Consider the following 17,019-nt stretch of genomic DNA (forward strand, 5'->3'; position numbering starts at 1 on the left):
TTCACAGGGGTGTTGGGCCCCCGGAAGGGTCAACGGAGACGCCTCCGTCCTCCGACAGGGCCGAATTCCTTGTGAAGAACTTCACGAACTTTCCCGAGGGGGTGCCTCCGGAACGCGTCCGAGGGGCCACGAAGGGCCCCTCGGGTCTGCTCATACGGGCATCCTGCCTGCTCAGCAGAGTGCAAGTAGCGGGTCGGCCGGGGTCACGCGATCGACCAGGCGATGCCGTCGAGGATGTCGTGCTCGCTCACGACGACCTCCTCCGCGCCGATCCGCTCCATGATCGCCACCAGGACGAGCGCGCCCGCCGCGATCACGTCCACCCGGCCCGGGTGCATCGCCGGATGCGCCGCGCGCTGTTCGTGAGTGGCCTGGAGAAGGTCGTCGCTGATGCTCCTGACCCGGTCGAGACCGATCCGCGCGTGGTGGATCTTCGTGGAGTCGTACGCCTCCAGTCCCAGGGCGATCGCCGCGACCGTCGTCACCGAGCCGGCCAGGCCGACCAGGGTGCGCGCCTCGCGCAGCGGGACCGTCCGCTCGGCGAGGTCGAGGGCGGCCTCGATGTCGGCGCGCATCGCCGCGATCTGCCCGGCGGTGGGCGGGTCGATGACCTTCCCGTCCACGACCAGGTGCCGCTCCGTCATCCGTACGCAGCCCACGTCGACGGAGCGCGCGGCGCGCACCCGGTCGTCGCCGACCACGAACTCGGTCGAGCCGCCGCCGATGTCCACCACCAGGAAGGGCTTGGCCAGATCGGCGCGCCCCTTCAGTTCCTTCGTGGCGCCGGTGAAGGAGAACTCGGCCTCCTGGTCGCCGGTGATGACCTCGGGCTCGACGCCGAGGATGTCCAGCACCCCGCGCACGAACTCGTCCCGGTTCTCCGCGTCCCGGGAGGCGGAGGTGGCGACGAAGCGCAGCCGCTGCGCGCCGTACTCCTTGATGGCGGCCGCGTACTCCCGACAGGCCGCGAAGGTCCGCTCCAGCGCCTCGGGGGCGAGCCGGCCGGTGCGGTCGACGCCCTGGCCGAGGCGGACGATCGTCATCCGGCGGTCCAGGTCGACCAGCTCGCCGGTCTCCGGGTCGGCGTCGGCGACGAGGAGGCGGATCGAGTTCGTACCGCAGTCGACGGCGGCGACCCGGGTCACCGGGCGGCCTCCTTCGCGTCGTCCTGCCGGCCCGGCGCCACGCACGTGCCCTTGCGCCACCACTCCGGGAGCATCTCCAGGGCCTCGTCGCCGAGGGGGTTCACGCCCGGGCCTGCGGCCAGGGAGTGCGCGACGAGCACGTGCAGGCACTTCACACGGTCCGGCATGCCGCCCGCGCTGGGGAAGTTCTTCAGCTCCTCGATCTCGTCCCGGCGCCGGATGTAGTCCTCGTGCGCGGCGCGGTAGGAGGCGGCCAGCTCCGGGTCGCTCTGGAGCCGCTCCGTCATCTCCTTCATCACGCCGTTCGCCTCGAGCGTGCCGATGGCCGAGTTGGCCTTCGGGCACGTCAGGTAGTACAGCGTCGGGAAGGGCGTGCCGTCGGGCAGGCGGGGGGCCGTCTCCACGACGTCCGGCTCGCCGCACGGGCAGCGGTGCGCGATCGCGCGCAGACCGCGCGGCGGCCGTCCGAGCTGCTGCTTGAAGGCCTCGACGTCCGCGTCGGTGGGCTCGGTGCGCGGGGTGGTCGGCGGGGGCGTTTGCATGCCTGTCTTTCTATCGGTCAGTTCACTGGTCGGAGGCGTCGGACTTGTCGACGCCGTCCCAGACGTTCGAGTACCAGGGGCGGTCGGTCGCGCCGAGGTCGGCGCGGGACTGCTTGGCCGCGTCCGGGTCGATCACCACGAACCCGGTCTCCCCCGGCAGCACGTAGTGCAGCCGCTGCCGGATCTGCTGCTCGGCGTAGGCGTCGTCCTGCCAGCGCGCCTTGAGGTCGCGCAGCTGCTCGACACGTTCGCTGGCCTGCTGCTTCTCGCGCTCCAGATCGGCGATCTCGGCGCGCTGGGAGACGTACTGGCGCATCGGGTAGGCCAGGGCCACGATCAGCGTGCACAGGACGAGCGCGAGGAGCGCGGCGCGGCCGGTGAGCCGGGAGCGGCGGGCCTGGCGCTTGGTCTGGGAGCGGTAGACCCGGGCCGCGGTCTGCTCGCCGAGCAGCTTGATCCTGGTCGCGGTGGAGAAACGGTCCCGGTCCTTCACGGCCACTGCTTCCCGCCTCCCGTCTCACACGTGCGTACGTCCCCGCACACGGTACGGGACCGGGTACGGGGACGTACGTACGACTGGCGGAGCCTTGACCCGGTTCGGGTCGGCGGCGTCAGCCCTTGCTGTGCCCGAGGTCCGCAGAGCGGACGTGCGGGAAGGTTCAGCCCTTGAAGCGCGGGAAGGCGCTGCGGCCGGCGTACACCGCGGCGTCGTCGAGGATCTCCTCGATGCGCAGCAGCTGGTTGTACTTGGCGACGCGGTCCGAGCGGGCCGGGGCACCGGTCTTGATCTGACCGCAGTTCACCGCGACGGCGAGGTCGGCGATGGTGACGTCCTCGGTCTCGCCGGAGCGGTGGGACATCATGCACTTGAAGCCGTTGCGCTGGGCCATCTCGACGGCGTCCAGGGTCTCGGTCAGCGAACCGATCTGGTTGACCTTGACGAGCAGGGCGTTGGCGGAGCCCTCCTCGATGCCGCGGGCCAGACGCTCGGGGTTGGTGACGAAGAGGTCGTCGCCGACGATCTGGACCTTGTCGCCCAGCTTGTCGGTGATGACCTTCCAGCCGGCCCAGTCGTCCTCGTACAGCGGGTCCTCGATGGAGACGAGCGGGTACGCGGAGACGAGCTCCTCGTAGTACTCGGTCATCTCGGCGGCCGAGCGGGACTTGCCCTCGAACTCGTACTTGCCGTCCTTGTAGAACTCGGACGCGGCGACGTCGAGCGCGAGCGCGATCTGCTCACCGGGGACGTAACCGGCCTGCTGGATGGCCTCGATGATGAGGTCGAGCGCGGCGCGGTTGGACTCCAGGTTCGGGGCGAAGCCGCCCTCGTCGCCGAGGCCGGTGGACAGGCCCTTGGTCTTCAGCACCTTCTTGAGGGTGTGGTAGACCTCAGCACCCCAGCGCAGGGCCTCGGAGAAGGACTCCGCGCCGATCGGGGCGATCATGAACTCCTGGATGTCCACGTTGGAGTCGGCGTGCGAGCCGCCGTTCAGGATGTTCATCATCGGCACCGGCAGCAGGTGCGCGTTGGGGCCGCCCAGGTAGCGGAACAGCGGCAGGTCGCTGGCCTCGGAGGCGGCGTGGGCGACGGCGAGCGAGACGCCGAGGATGGCGTTGGCGCCGAGCGAGCCCTTGTTGTCGGTGGCGTCCAGGTCGAACATGGCCTGGTCGATCAGGCGCTGCTCGGTGGCGTCGTAGCCGACGAGCTCCGGGCCGATCTGCTCGATGACGGCGAGGACGGCCTTCTCGACACCCTTGCCGAGGTAGCGGTTGGGGTCACCGTCGCGGAGCTCGATGGCCTCGAAGGCACCGGTGGAGGCGCCGGACGGAACGGCGGCACGACCCGTGCTGCCGTCGTCGAGGCCGACCTCGACCTCGACCGTGGGGTTGCCTCGGGAGTCCAGGATTTCCCGGGCTACGACGACGTCGATGGACGGCACGAGCATCTCCTTCTTGGGATGTGACGCTGGTTGTGCGGGGCCCAGGGGCCTTGATGAGCCCTTGCTGAGCCTTGCGACTAGAGCCTAACCGCCCCGGGGCCGTCGGCAGCCGACCGACCGTCCCGTGGACAGACAGACGGTACCTATTGTTTCCGCCCGGAACAAAGGGGGTGGCCGAGAAAAGCCGACAGGAAGTGACGAACGGGCAAAGAGAAACCCCGCTCCGGTGCGTACGGGGGAACACGCACCGGAGCGGGGAGCCCGTGGGGACGGGGGGACCCTCACGAGGTCTTCAGTGTGCCGACCTCGGATGTGAGGGCGCTGTGGCTTCTCTGGGGGCCAGGTGTCACTTCACGTGGGGTGTCACTTCAGGCACGGTGTCACTTCAGGTGCAGCTGCTGGCCCGGGTAGATGAGGTCGGCGTCGTCGACGATGTCCTTGTTCAGCTCGAACAGCTTCGCCCAGCCACCCTTGACCTTGTGCTTCTCGGCGATGGAGCTGAGGGTGTCGCCCTTGACGACCTTGTACTCGCCGTCGCCCTTCTTGACCTTCTTGCCGGTCGGGGTGGTGACCGTCTTGGAGGCGGCCGGGCGGTCGGTCGAGCGGGAGGCGCTCTGCTCCTCGGTCGAGCGGCTGCTGGTGCTGCCGCTGTTCGACGAGCCGGCGGAACCGGAGGAGCTGGACGAGCCGGAGCTCGAGGAGTCGGCGCTCGAGCCGTTGTAGGCGGCGCCCGACAGGCCGGTACCACAGACCGGCCAGGCACCCTTGCCCTGACCTGCGAGGACCTTCTCGCCGATGGCTATCTGCTGGGACTTGGAGGCCTGGTTGGCCTGCGAGGCGTAGGCCGTGCCGCCGTACGCGGCCCAGGTGGACGCGGAGAACTGGAGGCCGCCGTAGTAGCCGTTGCCGGTGTTGATGGACCAGTTGCCGCCGGACTCGCACTGGGCGACCGCGTCCCACTCGGAGGCGGTGGCGGCGGAGGCGTTGCCGGCCGCCATCAGCGGGGCGGCGATGGCGACGCCGGTGACGCCGGCGAGCGTGGCGACCCGGGTCGCCTTGGAGGGACGGCGGTGCTTGCCCTTACCGGAAAACAGCATGGTGGATCCCCTCACCGACGCCTGCGAGGTGAGCTGTCGGGTTCGGGCCGTGTGAGTTGCCCGGCCACTCCTCGTCCGCCGGAGCGCTGCTCCGTGGGAGGTGTGGCTTCACCCCTAGCCGTTCCGGTCAACCGACCGGCGCGGCACTTACCTTGGGTCCCCCGCTCCTGCCTACGGCGCTTGACGCGACGACTGTTCCCGGTTCGTCGCTGGCAGGATTCGGCGTTGCGACGGCCGGGGCTCGGGTTGCCGAGCGGCCTCGACCGTAGACACGCGATCGGGGGAATTTCAAAGACGATCAGGGCTTCTGAGACTCATCCCACACTTTCACCAAACCGGACATTCGGCGCGAAGCGTGACGTGAACTCCCGCTGTTTTTCTTGGGCTTTGCGCCCTATTCCACCCCTGTGTCGAGGGTCTGACCGGCGGCGATGTTGCTCGGGTCGACGCCGATGAGGTCCCTGTTCTCGTCGTAGAGGGCACGCCATCCACCGTCGAGACCAAGGGAGTCGGCGATGGACGCGAGAGAGTCGCCCTCCTGGACGACATAGGTGGCCGCGGCATGCCGACCGGCGGAGGCGGCGGTGGTGCCGTCCACGCCGGCGTCGGTCGCGCTCTTGGTCGCGGCCTCGTCGGCGGTGGCACCGCGGTGCTTGCCCGAGCCGAGGGAGCCGGTGTCGACAAGGCTCCAAGAACCTTCATCCTGGACGTATTTGTCCGAGTCGTCCGTCCCCGGGGTCGCCGTGGGCGAGCCGTCGCCCGTCGAGCCGTCACCCTGGCCGCCGGAACCGCCGGACGTTCCGGAGTCATCCGTGGCGGAGGAAGAGGACGAAGGGGAGGAAGCGGACGCCGAGGGAGAACTGGAGGAATCAGCGGACGAGTCGGACGAGTCGGTCGAGGAGTCGTCGCCGGTCGAGGAGCCCGAGGATCCGGACAACCCCCGGGACAGGTCGGACAATCCGGAAGACCCAGATGAGTCGGACGAGTCGGACGAGTCGTCCGCCACGCCGGTGTCCACGCTCAGCGCGCCGTTCTCCTGGGTGAGCCCGGAGGTCAGCCCGCAGGTGCCCCACGCGCCGATCCCCTCGGCCGCGAGCACCTTCTGCGCCACGGCGATCTGCTGGCTGCGGCTGGCCAGGTCGGGACTGGTCGCGTAGTCGAGGCCGCCGTGCGCCACCCAGTCCTTCTGGGTGAGGCTCAGACCGCCGTACTCGCCACCACCCTCGTCGGCGCTCCACGAGCCGCCGGTCTCGCACTGCGCCACCTTGTCCCACACCGTGCCGTCGGCCGCGCTCGCGCCGGAGGCGGCGAGCAGCGGGATGGCGATGGCGGAGCCCGTCACTCCGGCCGCGACAAGGAGGGCCGGGGCCTGGCGGGGGCGACGGTGACGACCGTTCCCGGAGAGCATGCGAGGGGCCTTTCTCTGGACAGCACTGACCGGCGCGGCGGGTGAAACCGAAGCGTCGCGCTGACGAGTGAACGTATCGGCAGACGATCACTTGTCACAAGTTAATGCCGCGCAGATCACGTGAAGATCACAGACTTGAGTGTTGGTCACCTTTGCTCCGCCGAACGGTCACACTCCGGCTGACATTCGGTCAGACACGGACCGGTTATGAGCCGGAATGCACCGGGGTGAACTCGACCGGCAGAGTCCGCAGTCCGCGCATGATGAGCCCACCCCGCCACCTCAACTCGGCCGGATCCGCGGCCAGTCGGAGGTCGGGCAGGCGGGTGAGCAGCGTGGCCAGCGCGGTCTGGCCCTCCAGCCGGGCCAGCGGGGCGCCCAGGCAGTAGTGGATGCCGTGGCCGTAGCCGAGGTGCTGGTTGTCGCGGCGGGACAGGTCGAGGGTGTCGGGGTCCGAGAAACGCGCCGGGTCACGGTCGGCGGCCGCCAGCACCACGAGCACGGGGTCGCCGGGCGCGATGCCCTGCCCTCCGATGCTCAGCGGCTCGGTCGCGAACCGCCAGGTGGCGAGTTCCACGGGGCCGTCGTAGCGCAGGAGTTCCTCGACGCCCGTCTCGAGGAGGCCGCGGTCGCCGTCGTCCTCGGTGAGCGACCGCTGGAGGCGTTCGCGCTGCTCGGGATGGGTGAGGAGGGCGTATGTGCCGTTGCCGATGAGATTGACGGTCGTCTCGAAGCCGGCGAACAGCAGGATGAAGGCCATGGCGGCGGCCTCGTTCTCGGTGAGGTGCTCGCCGTGGTCCGAGGCACGGATCAGACCGGAGATGAGGTCCTCACCGGGAGCCGGGTCGGCGGGGAGCTCCGCGCGCTTGCGGTGGATGAGCTCCAGCAGATAACCGCGCATCTTCTTCACCGACCGCGCGACACCGCCCCGCGGGCCCCCGCCGTGCCGGATCATCATCCCCGCCCAGTCGCGGAAGTCGTCCTGGTCCTCACGGGGGACGCCCAGGAGGTCGCAGATCGCGTAGATGGGGAGAGGGAAGGCGAAGTCGTGGATGAGGTCGGCCCGGCCCTCGGCGGCGAACCGGTCGATGAGCTGATCCGTCAGCTCCTGGACGCGGGGCGCGAACTCGGCGACCCGGCGGGGCGTGAAGGCCTTGCTGACGAGCCGTCGCAGCCGGGTGTGGTCCGGCGGGTCGATGTTGAGCAGATGCGTCATCAGCTCGGCCTTGCGCTCACCGGGGATGCCGGTCTTGCCCTTGGCGTGCGCCGGTTCGTCGTGGTGCGCCGGGTTCTTGGAGAGCCGCTGGTCGGCGAGGGCCTGTTTGGCGTCGGCGTACCGGGTGACCAGCCAGGCCTCGACACCACTGGGCAGGACGGTGCGGTGCACGGGCGCGTGCTCGCGCAGCCAGGCGTAGGCGGGGTAGGGGTCGGTCGCGAACTCCCAGGTGAAGAGTTCGGGAGCGGTGCGGTCCGGGTTGTCTGTGTCGGGCTGCTCGGTCACTCCCTGACCGTATCCGGGCGGGCTGCGCGTGCCTGGCGGAGGGCGGCGAGGACACGGGCGGCCACAGCCTCGCTGTCGCCTCCCTGGACAGCCACCGTCAGCCAGTGCTCGGCACGGCCGACGAGGAGGAGTCCGAGATCCAGCTGGGCGCCGACATGGCCGGCCTCCGCCGCCATCTCCAGATAGCGGATCGCTTCGGCGTACTCACCTTGCTCTGCGAGGTAGTTCGCCAGGAAGTGAGCCGAACGCCTGTTCCGGTTCGCGAGCTTTCCGTACCAGTGTCGCACCTCGGCGTCGTGCCCGGCCCAGACCGCGAACTCGCCGAGAATCCGCAGAGTCTGCTCGTCATCCGCATCACCCACCGCGCGCACGGCCATGCTGCCGACCGCCACCACCCCCATGGACTCGTCCGGGCTGTGTGCCCTCGCCACCTGGGCCATGACCCACCACAGGTGAGGATCCGGTGGCGGCAGATCCGGCGAGCGCAGCGCGTCCACGACCAGCGTCCCGCTCGCCCGCCAGGTTCCCTCCTCACCGGAGACCAGGAGGCCGCTGACGCCGAGCCGGGGCCTGGCCGCCCACTCCAGGTCATCCGCCGAGAAGGTCCCACTCGTCGTCGGCAGGTCCGCATAGGGGGCGAAGTCGGTGATCACGCTCTCCCACACCTCCAGGGGCAACGCCCGCGTGATCCCGCATCGGGCCGCATCGACGGCAACGCGCACCAACAGGTGTCCGCTCGGCCGACCGGACGGACGACCCGCCCGACGCCATTCCTCCCACAGCTCCGGGCCGAGGGCGAGGTACTGAGTGACTCCCAGGGTGTCCCGCAGGCTCATGGCGTCCACGAGCCGTGGATCTTCCGCCCACGCAAGAGTCCCGAGTTCCGTCTCGCTCCAGCGGCAGGTCAACTCGACGGTGCGCGCCCCGCTCAGAACACGGGCGGTCGGGTGGTCCCGGAAACGGTGAGTGTCGTACGCCTCGTCTCTCATCGTGGCGAGAACGAGCACTCCCTCATGGGTGAGCCGGGCCAGGATGCCTGCCGTCAGACCCTGTTCGCCGACGTGGCTCTCCAGGTCGTCGAGCCACACCACATGGGTACCGGTTGGATCGCGGTCTCGGAGAGCGGAGGGGAGCTCGCGCAGATCTGTTCCGGGAGGGGCGGTGTAGACGCGGGTGTCGTCGCCGGTGCCGCGGTTCAAGGCGACCCAGGCGGTCATGGTCTTGCCGGACAGCGGCTCACCCGTGACCACGACCAGCCCGCCCGAGATCAGAGCGTCCGCCAGCAGCTCGTCGAGTTCGCCGTCACAGTCGCGTGGCACATACGGCGGGAGAACGGGCCCGTCGCCGAAGCGGCGCGAGGAACGCACGCCATGGGCGAGCCCCCGCAGCTCGGCCAGCCGGGGCCAGCTGTCGGCGGGGGGCCCACCGGGTCCGGATCCGTAGTTGTTCTGCACCCCGATCACCGGGCCGTGGAAGCTGTTCTGTCTGAAGTCGATGTGGTCCTGGGTGGTGTGGCCGGCGCGGACCGTATCGGAGCCGCCCTTCACGTCGGGAGCGAGCACGTCAGCGGCCCAGCCGCGGGAAGCCGCGTTCTCGGCATCCGCCGGCTTCATGACCGGAAGGTACAGGTCGTAGCCACAGGCGCCGCAGTAGATGTCGAGGTGGTCCATGGGCTCGTCGCAAGCCGGACAGGTGACGACTCTGGGCGCGAACGTCCGGATGAGCCCCAGGAGTTCGTCACCACTCCCCGGATGGGACCGCGCAACGTCGAGAAACCGCTTCCGCCATACGCTTTGAGCAGCCACCCGGGACGTCTTCCCGCTACGAAGTCTTTGGCGGCTGCCACCCAGGACACGACCCATGTCCAACGCCGGGTTGTGGCGAAAGTACCTCCCGAAGGACCACACGGCATGTTCACCCCAGCCGTCCGAGCCCATCACGGCCACCAGAGCTTCGGCCGCCGCGGCCGCCAGCACGTCCAACTCCCGTTTCATACAAGCCCCCGCGCCCCCGCAATCAGCTCAGGAGACAACGGTACTAAGCTCTCAGCCCCTCGACACCCCGGATCGCGTCCCGGTACGCCCGGGCCGCCGCGCGCAGTGCCGCCTCCGGGTCGACGCCCTCCGATTCGGCTCGTGCCGCCAGGGCCAGCAGTTCGTAGCCGATGCCCTCGGCCGCCGGCAGCGGTACCTCCAGTCGTGCCGTGCGGGCCCGGGACACCAGCTTCGCCGCGAGGGCCAGGCCGGGCTGGTGGAGGGGGACGCCGTCGGTCACCGACTCCCGCCGCTTCTCCGCCGCCTTCGTGCGCAGCCAGTGCTCCTTCACCTCCTCCGGGGTGGTGGCCGTGGCGTCGCCGAAGACGTGGGGGTGGCGGTGGATGAGCTTGGCGACGATCGTGCCCGCGACGTCGTCGACGGAGAACGGGGACTCCTCGTCCTCCTCGGCGATGCGGGCGTGGAAGACGACCTGGAGCAGGACGTCGCCCAGCTCCTCGCGGAGTTCGTCGTGGTCGCCGTCCTCGATCGCCTCGACCAGTTCGTACGACTCCTCGACCGCGTACTTCGCCAGGCCCTTGTGGGTCTGCCGGGAGGACCACGGGCATTCGGCGCGGATCCGGTCCATGACCTGGACGAGATCGAGGAGCCGGGCGCCGGGGAGGTCGTAGGAGGCGGGGAGCAGTTCCAGATCGGGCATGGACACGCGGCCGGAGCCGGCCAGGCGGGCCAGGCCGTCGGTGAGGGCCGGTTCGCCCTCGCCGGTGGCCACGACCACGACCGTGCGGCCGTCGGCACACGCGGCGAGCAGTTCCTCGGCGGTCGGGGAGGTCTCCTCGACGGTGATGCCCGCGTCCCGCAGATAGGGCAGCTGCGGATGCGCGCCGTCCGCGCACAGCACCCGGTCCGCCGTGCGCAGGGCCTGCCAGGCGGGCCAGGACAGCAGGCCGGGGGCGACCCGGTGGCTGGTGGTGAGCAGGACGACGCGGCCGGGGGCGTCGGCCGTGGTGTGGGCAGCGGCGGAGCTGATGGCGTTCACACCCCGAACGTAACCCACGCCCGTCAGCGGCCCCGCGAGTTATCCACAGGGCGGATCGACCGGTCGTACGATCACATGGTCACGTCGTCTGCTGCGTCCCGGCCGCCGAGATCTCCCGTACCCAGGGCGTCTTCGCGTCGACGCGGGCGACCTTCTGCGCGTCCCAGTTCCCGTAGCGCGGGTTGAGGTCGACGTCGAGTGCCTTCGACGCCTTGGACAGCGCGTTCCAGAAAGCGGGCTGGCTGGTGTTCGTGCCGAGCTCGGTGGCGAGCTTCTGGGCCTCCAGCTGGAGGCGGAGGTTCTCGTCGAGGCGCTGCGGCGGAATGCCGTACTGCTGGAGCCACGCCGTCTCCAGACCCTGCGCGCCGCCCGCCTGCTGCTCCAGGCCGGCCCGCATCTCCTGGACCTCCCGGCGGCTGACGGTGATGCCCGCGTCCTCGGCGGCGCGGTGCAGCACCTTGTCGAGGACCATGCCGTGCAGGGTGTCGCGGGCGAGGGAGCCGGTCTGGGCGACGGCCTGCGCGTACTGGGCGTCGTCGGTGACCGCGGCCCGCTGGGCCGTGCGCACCTCGTTCACCCGGCTCTCCAGTTGCGCGACGGTGATCCGCTGGCCGCCGACGACGGCCGCCGCGCCGGGATGCGCGTCGTTCCCGCAGGCGGCGAGGAGAGGGGCCGCCACGATCGCGGCGGACAGCAGGAGCGCGGTGCGACGACGGCGGTGCAAGGGAAACCTCCCGAGGAGATTGTGCGACGGTGCACAAAGTCTTGCGGTGATCGATGGTAGGCAGTGGTGCGGCTGGGGCCAACCCATTCGACCAACGATTCACCAGGACTTCGGGCACCGCCGCGCCCGCTCGTCGCCCGCTCTTCGGTGCGAGGGCTCAGCCCCGCGCGCGCGGGGCACCCCTCACGAGGGCGATCCGGTTCAGCCGACGATGGCGACCGGGGCGTCCCACGCGTCGCGGTCCACGGTGATCGTGTAGCCGCCGCGGGTCTCCTTGCTGTTGACCATGTACTGGTGGCCGCGGCTGTGGTTGGTGTACTGGGTGGCGCCCCACGGCCAGTCGGTCGTCGTGGTGTCCTTCTTGTCCCACAGGGCGTACCAGAGGTTGCCCGGCAGGTCCGTCTTGTTCGTCGCGGTGGCGACGGCCTTGGCGCTGGAACTGCTGAAGCCGTAGTAGCCGGCCCGGTACGTCTTGGCGCGCAGCGTCTTGGTGAAGGAGCGCACATACGTCAACACGGCGTCGTTGCACGCCTTGTCGGTGATGTCGTAGGGCTCCATGTCGAGGTAGATCGGGCTGCCGGCCTTCATGCCGAGCGCCGAGGCCTTGGCGACCGCGTCCGCGCCGTCGGTCGCGCCGAGGGAGGCGGCCGTGGCGGCGGTGAGCTTCTCGGGGCTGGAGCCGGTCTGGCAGGACGGCTGGGCGCCCACGTAGATCGGGATCAGCTTCCAGCCGACCGTGTTGACCGACTTCACCCAGGAGGCGGTCAGGTTGGGCTGCGCGCAGCCGCGGTTCTTGCCGCCGACGTAGACGGCGGCGCCCCCGTAGTAGCCGTCGGTCTTCCAGGCCTTCATCACGGCCAGCGAGGGCGCGGTGCAGGCGTCGAAGGCTCGGCCGGTGTACGTCTTCTGGGCGGGCCAGGTGGTGGCCGCCATCGAGGTCTGCGCCGCTATCCCGGCCCCCGCGAGGACGGCCGCGCCGGCCACGCCCCACGTGATGTATCTGCGCTTTCTGGACTGCCGGTGCTCGGCCATCCCCACCCCATCGTTCGTTTTCGCGTACGGCGATGTCGCTGCGTACGGTCGTGTCTGGCTGAAATCCCCTGATTCGGTGCGACGATACGGCCTCGGCTCGACGTCCGGCACCCGAACGGAACGCACGGTAACCCGCGGCCTCTCACCGATCGGGAAACACCGGGCCCCCATAGGCACAAGATTCACTCATGTCACAGTAAAGAAGCGATGCCCTGAAGCGGCCTGTCCGTGTCCTACCCTTGCCCCAGGTGACTTGGGGGGCGACATGACAATGCCGACGACGGCGACCGGGGCGGGCGCGGAGAGACGGCTGACGGCCGGCTGGTTCCAGCGGCTCGCCTGGGTGGCCCTGGTCTGGGTCTCGCTGGGCTTCCTGGTCTGGGTGCCCTTCCTGTACGTGGCGACCCGCCGCGGCCTCTCCTCGGACTGGGTGGCCTTCGGCTCGTTCGCGCTGTACGAGTGCGTGATCCTGCCGTGGGCGGTGATCACGCCCGACGGCGACGGGGACGCCTTCTTCGGCGTCGCCATACTGGTGACCCTGCTGACGGCGACGGTGCTGCTGCTGTCCGCGGTGTTCGACAAGAAGATCCCGGCCGCCCAGCCGGCGTACGGGGCGGTCATGGCCCCTCAGGGCCAGCCGTATCAGCAGGGGTATCCGTACGGTCGGTAGCCGCTGCGCGCGAAGCACTTCGGGCCCGGCGCGGGGGAACGCTGTGGACACCGCCGGCAGCGACACCGCGCACCCGTCTCAAAGGCGGTGCCGCATCCACACGTTGGGCTCGACGTACACCGCGTAGTCCCGCTCCGGCTCGCACCGCACGGGGACCAGCGCGCCGGGCACTTCGATGTCGCCCTGCGTGTCGAAGGGCAGCCCGGTCCAGCGACGCCACTCCGCCAGCGACCCCGCCACCGTCATCGAGGCCGGCGCGACCCGCTCGATGCTCGCGCCCGCCCGGGCGTGCACCCGCAGCCACGGGTCGTACGGCAACCCGTCCTCCTCCCGCACCCGGTGCGCGTACTCCTCGATCGGGGTGTGCGGCTCGAGATGCTTGGCGTTCGGCCGGACCGGGGCCACGACCTCGGTGAAGCCCTTCGCCCGGGCACTGTCCCGCATCGCCGCGAGCATCCGCCCGGACAGCCCGAGGCCCTGCGCGTGCGGGGCGATGACGATCGAGATCGCGCTCACCGTGTCGGGCCGCGCCCCGCTCCGCTGATCGGCGAAGGCCCAGACGAGCACCTGGTCCCAGCCCCGGGCGGGCAGCCCGCCACGGCCGTCGGCGTGCAGGGCGAACGGCACGCTGTAGGCGTGGGCCACGACCTGCCCCCGCTCGTCCTGCGCGAACAGCACGTACTCCGGGAACTCGACGGGGATCCGGCCGTAGTGCGCGTTGCCCACCGGGTCCTGTGTCGCGAACCCCGGCCAGGTGTCGGGCATGTCCTGGACCGGGCCGAGCATCTCGGGCCGGTCGGCGAGGCTGGACACCTTCAGTTCCATACGGTCACGGTAGGCGAGGAGAGGAACAAGCGGGACTGGATTTCGGCGGCCCCGGTCGCGCCGGTCGCCTCGTGCGCCTCGGTCACCTCGGTCGCTTCGGGGACCTCGGCGACTTCGGCAGCGCCGTGGGACCGCCATGAGGCCGCCGCGGGCCCGCCGTTCCACCGGTCCGCTCACCCCGCGTGGAAACGCTCCGGTGCCTTCGTGGGGTTGCCCCCGGTGGGGAGTTTCTGGGCGGGGCAGGTCTCCAGGACCTTCTCCATCGCGGACTTCTCCGCCGCGGTGACCCACAGTTCGTACTTCTTCTTCACGGCGACCTGCGCCGCGACGTACGTGCACCGGTAGGCCTTGTTGGGCGGCAACCAGGTCGCCGTGTCGCCGTCCCCCTTGGAACGGTTGGTGCTCGCGTCGACGGCCAGGAGGTTGAGCGGATCGTTGGCGAGAGCTATCCGCTTGCCGGCGTCCCAGTACTTGGCGCCCTTCTGCCAGGCGTCGGACAGGGCGACGACATGGTCGATGTCGACCTTGCTGCTGCCACGCCGGTACGTCACGTCCTTGCCGGAGTACGGGTCCGACTCCAGCACGCCGTAGGACACCTTGCACACGCCGCCGGTGAACTTCACCTCCTCCAGATCGCGCTTGAGTATGTCGTCACGGGTGTCGCAGGAGTTCGAGTCCGTGTCCGCCCAGGCGGAGCCGAACTTCTCCCGGTCGTAGCCGGTCTTGGGTGCCCGCCCCTTCACGGCCAGCGACTCGGCCGCCGCGAGAGCCGCTCCGCCGCTCCCCGCTCCACCGCCCGCCGTCGCTCCCGCACCACCGGAACCGGAGTCCGAGCCGGTGACCTGCTCCTTGCATCCGGCCACCGAAACGGCACACATCAGCACGACGGCAACCGTCGCCCCGCCCCTCAGACGCCTCACGCGCCCCTCCCCTTGCCTGCCCGCTGCCACCCCGCACAGGGCGCTTTCCCCTGACGGGGACTGGCACACACGGTAGCGAGGGGGCGCTCGGGGGCAGTCGGGAGGTCCAGACCACAACCGACACAAGTGGGCATCTCGCACTTCTCGGGAATATCGTCGGTGGAGAGTCACCTCCGGAAGGAGCTCTGGATGGGCATCCTCGACAGGTTCAAGAGCAACAAGGCGGCACAGGACAAGGCCAAGAACATGTCCGACGCCGCGGAACAGAAGGCGAACGAGAAGACGGGCAACAAGTACGAGTCCCAGGTCGACTCCGGGCAGCGGAAGCTGCACGAGCGGCTCGGCATGGACGAGGAACGGCCCGACCAGCCCTAGCCCGCAGTCTCGACCCGGACCCGGCCGCAACGCTCGGCCGCAGCCCGGCCCGAAGACTCTTGGGGCCGAGCCACCGACATCACCCGGCACATGAGGCCGTCCGCGCAGAGCGAGCCCGCCGCGGGCGGCTTCGCCCCGCCCCTGCCCCTCACCCTCCTCTCCCGGATCGGCGGCGGCGCTCACACCCTCCCGATGCCGAGCGTCGACTCCGAGGGCAGCAGTCCGGATCCCAGCACCGCGACCCAGTAGTCGCCGAGGAGCGCGGCAAGACGTTCCGTGAATTCCGGGCCGAGGGCCTGCCAGGGGCCGAGTGCCAGCCGGTCGGTGTCCTCCTCGACGCGGCGCCGCAGATCACGGCCCGCTTCCGTCGCCGTACCGTCCGCCTCGAGCAGGCCTCTGGCCGTCAGCCGCTCACTCGCCGCCGCCCACTCCTCGCGGGTCCAGCCGCGGCTTTCGAAGCGCTCGACGGACGCGGCGCCTATCGCGGCGAAGGACACCAGCGCCTCGGTCGGGTCGAGGCCGGCGAGGAGCAGGGCGGCGAGGTGACCGTCACCGCGGTGCTCTCGCAGGACGGTCGCCGCCTTCCAGAGCTGGAGGTGGGGCTCACTCGGCCACTCCAGCGCGGCGTTGGCCGCGGCGAGCGGGCGCCCTGCCGTGACGGCCGCCTCGGCGGCGCGGCGGGCGAGAGCGGCGGCCTCGGCCAGCTCGGGGCTGTCCACCAGGTCACCGAACAGCTTGCGGTACAGCCGGTCGATGCCTCTCCGTCGCGCCGCCAGGACCGCTTCGGGGGTGGCCACCTTCCAGGCGTCCTCGACGTACCGGCGGACCATGCCGGGCTGGAAACTGTAGAAGGCGGAGGCCACCGCCTCGGCGCTCACCGGGCCCAACGGGGCGGCACGGAACGGGAAGTAGCTCCCCCAGCGGTCCTCGGTCGAGTAGCCGAGCGCGCCGGCCTCCTCGAAGACCTCGGGCGCGTAGTACACCACCGCGTGCAGCGGCTCCAGCAGGTGCCAGAGCCTGCGCGCCTGCGCCGACTCGACCTGTTCGCCCCGCTCGGCCTGTTCGGTTGACCGGTGCTCGTGATTCTCGGACATGACGTCTCCCCCTCGTCGCGTTCGGACATCGACCACAACTTGACACTGACAAGATTGCCTGGATCTCACGAACTTGTCAATGCCTAGATACCGCGTACGCTGCTGTCCATGAGCGACCGCCCCTACCACCACGGTGACCTGCGGCGCGCCATCCTGGCCGCCGCCCTCGACGTCATCGCCACCGACGGCCCCTCCGGGCTGAGCCTGCGCGACCTGGCCCGCCGCGCCGGCGTCTCCCACGCGGCGCCGGCCCACCACTTCCGTGACCGCACAGGTCTGTTGACGGCGATCGCGGCGGAGGGGCACGGGCTGCTGGCCACCGCGCTGGCGGAAGCGACGGACCTACGGGACGCGGGCGTGCGCTACGTCCGTTTCGCGCGCGAGCACCCGGCGCACTTCCAGGTGATGTTCTCGCCCGAGCTGCTGCGCGCCGACGACCTGGAGCTGACCACGGCCCGCGCCCTGTCCGCCACCGCCCTGACCGACGCCATCGCCATCACCGCACCCGCCGGGGACGGCACGGACACCCGGCTGGCCCGTATCGCCGTCTGGTCCCTGGCCCACGGCTTCGCCACCCTCCTCCTCGGCCACAACCTCGACGGCCTCCTGGGCGACGAGGACCCCGAGGAGGTACTCCGCGCGCTGCCGATGATGCTGTTCCCCTCGGCCTGAGCCCGGCGGGCCACCGGCGGACGGATCCGACCGACCGGTGG

Annotated in this window: 17 protein-coding genes and 1 riboswitch; of the genes, 3 read left to right on the forward strand and 14 right to left on the reverse strand. The window is 70.4% G+C overall.

All coding sequences use genetic code 11. The features are described 5' to 3' along the window. Positions 1-203 precede the first annotated feature (203 nt). From G9272_RS19095 to G9272_RS19145, 11 genes are all read right to left on the reverse strand, one after another. Positions 204-1,145: a Ppx/GppA phosphatase family protein gene (locus G9272_RS19095; RefSeq protein ID WP_171397705.1), complete on the reverse strand. Its 942-nt coding sequence runs from the start codon at positions 1,143-1,145 to the stop codon at positions 204-206. Further along, positions 1,142-1,687 carry a DUF501 domain-containing protein gene (locus tag G9272_RS19100; protein ID WP_171397706.1) on the reverse strand — a complete coding sequence of 182 codons (546 nt, stop codon included), beginning with the start codon at positions 1,685-1,687 and terminating at the stop codon, positions 1,142-1,144. The genes G9272_RS19095 and G9272_RS19100 overlap by 4 nt, the downstream gene beginning before the upstream one ends. A 22-nt stretch (positions 1,688-1,709) precedes the next feature. Next, a complete protein-coding gene (locus G9272_RS19105; RefSeq protein ID WP_171397707.1) occupies positions 1,710-2,186 on the reverse strand; it encodes an FtsB family cell division protein in 477 nt (158 codons plus the stop codon). Between the two features lie 160 nt (positions 2,187-2,346). Next, the gene (eno, locus tag G9272_RS19110; protein WP_171397708.1) at positions 2,347-3,633 is read right to left on the reverse strand and encodes a phosphopyruvate hydratase; all 1,287 of its coding nucleotides are present in this window, start codon (positions 3,631-3,633) and stop codon (positions 2,347-2,349) included. Positions 3,634-4,007: 374 nt separating this feature from the next. After that, positions 4,008-4,724, reverse strand: coding sequence for a transglycosylase family protein (locus G9272_RS19115; protein WP_171397709.1), 717 nt, complete (start codon positions 4,722-4,724; stop codon positions 4,008-4,010). Between the two features lie 3 nt (positions 4,725-4,727). Further along, positions 4,728-4,913: riboswitch (cyclic di-AMP (ydaO/yuaA leader) on the reverse strand. 205 nt (positions 4,914-5,118) lie between these two features. Next, complete coding sequence (locus tag G9272_RS19120; protein ID WP_171397710.1) at positions 5,119-6,132, reverse strand: transglycosylase family protein; 1,014 nt, start codon at positions 6,130-6,132, stop codon at positions 5,119-5,121. Between the two features lie 205 nt (positions 6,133-6,337). Next, positions 6,338-7,633: a cytochrome P450 family protein gene (locus tag G9272_RS19125; RefSeq protein ID WP_171397711.1), complete on the reverse strand. Its 1,296-nt coding sequence runs from the start codon at positions 7,631-7,633 to the stop codon at positions 6,338-6,340. Next, complete coding sequence (locus tag G9272_RS19130) at positions 7,630-9,303, reverse strand: hypothetical protein (protein WP_171397712.1); 1,674 nt, start codon at positions 9,301-9,303, stop codon at positions 7,630-7,632. The genes G9272_RS19125 and G9272_RS19130 overlap by 4 nt, the downstream gene beginning before the upstream one ends. 367 nt (positions 9,304-9,670) lie before the next feature. Next, on the reverse strand, positions 9,671-10,666 hold the full coding sequence (locus G9272_RS19135; RefSeq protein ID WP_171397713.1) for a nucleoside triphosphate pyrophosphohydrolase: 996 nt from the start codon (positions 10,664-10,666) through the stop codon (positions 9,671-9,673). Positions 10,667-10,745: 79 nt separating this feature from the next. After that, positions 10,746-11,390, reverse strand: a complete 645-nt coding sequence (locus tag G9272_RS19140) for a SurA N-terminal domain-containing protein (protein ID WP_171397714.1) — start codon at positions 11,388-11,390, stop codon at positions 10,746-10,748. Between the two features lie 201 nt (positions 11,391-11,591). Next, a complete protein-coding gene (locus G9272_RS19145; protein ID WP_171397715.1) occupies positions 11,592-12,422 on the reverse strand; it encodes a glycoside hydrolase domain-containing protein in 831 nt (276 codons plus the stop codon). 265 nt (positions 12,423-12,687) lie between these two features. On the opposite strand from G9272_RS19145, the gene G9272_RS19150 reads away from it, so the two are divergent. Further along, complete coding sequence (locus G9272_RS19150; RefSeq protein WP_171397716.1) at positions 12,688-13,092, forward strand: hypothetical protein; 405 nt, start codon at positions 12,688-12,690, stop codon at positions 13,090-13,092. A gap of 78 nt (positions 13,093-13,170) precedes the next feature. Here G9272_RS19150 and G9272_RS19155 read toward each other — a convergent pair whose 3' ends face one another. Both G9272_RS19155 and G9272_RS19160 read right to left on the reverse strand, forming a co-directional pair. Next, on the reverse strand, positions 13,171-13,917 hold the full coding sequence (locus tag G9272_RS19155; RefSeq protein WP_171397717.1) for an N-acetyltransferase: 747 nt from the start codon (positions 13,915-13,917) through the stop codon (positions 13,171-13,173). Between the two features lie 173 nt (positions 13,918-14,090). Continuing rightward, positions 14,091-14,837 carry an HNH endonuclease family protein gene (locus G9272_RS19160; protein WP_171397718.1) on the reverse strand — a complete coding sequence of 249 codons (747 nt, stop codon included), beginning with the start codon at positions 14,835-14,837 and terminating at the stop codon, positions 14,091-14,093. 189 nt (positions 14,838-15,026) lie between these two features. On the opposite strand from G9272_RS19160, the gene G9272_RS19165 reads away from it, so the two are divergent. Then, positions 15,027-15,212 carry an antitoxin gene (locus tag G9272_RS19165; RefSeq protein WP_171397719.1) on the forward strand — a complete coding sequence of 62 codons (186 nt, stop codon included), beginning with the start codon at positions 15,027-15,029 and terminating at the stop codon, positions 15,210-15,212. A gap of 179 nt (positions 15,213-15,391) precedes the next feature. Here the strand turns inward: G9272_RS19165 and G9272_RS19170 are convergent, their stop codons facing one another. Then, the gene (locus G9272_RS19170) at positions 15,392-16,306 is read right to left on the reverse strand and encodes an SCO6745 family protein (RefSeq protein ID WP_171397720.1); all 915 of its coding nucleotides are present in this window, start codon (positions 16,304-16,306) and stop codon (positions 15,392-15,394) included. 108 nt (positions 16,307-16,414) lie between these two features. On the opposite strand from G9272_RS19170, the gene G9272_RS19175 reads away from it, so the two are divergent. Next, positions 16,415-16,978: a TetR/AcrR family transcriptional regulator gene (locus tag G9272_RS19175; RefSeq protein WP_171397721.1), complete on the forward strand. Its 564-nt coding sequence runs from the start codon at positions 16,415-16,417 to the stop codon at positions 16,976-16,978. Positions 16,979-17,019 lie beyond the last annotated feature (41 nt).

This window comes from Streptomyces asoensis, from assembly GCF_013085465.1.
GTDB lineage: Bacteria > Actinomycetota > Actinomycetes > Streptomycetales > Streptomycetaceae > Streptomyces > Streptomyces cacaoi_A.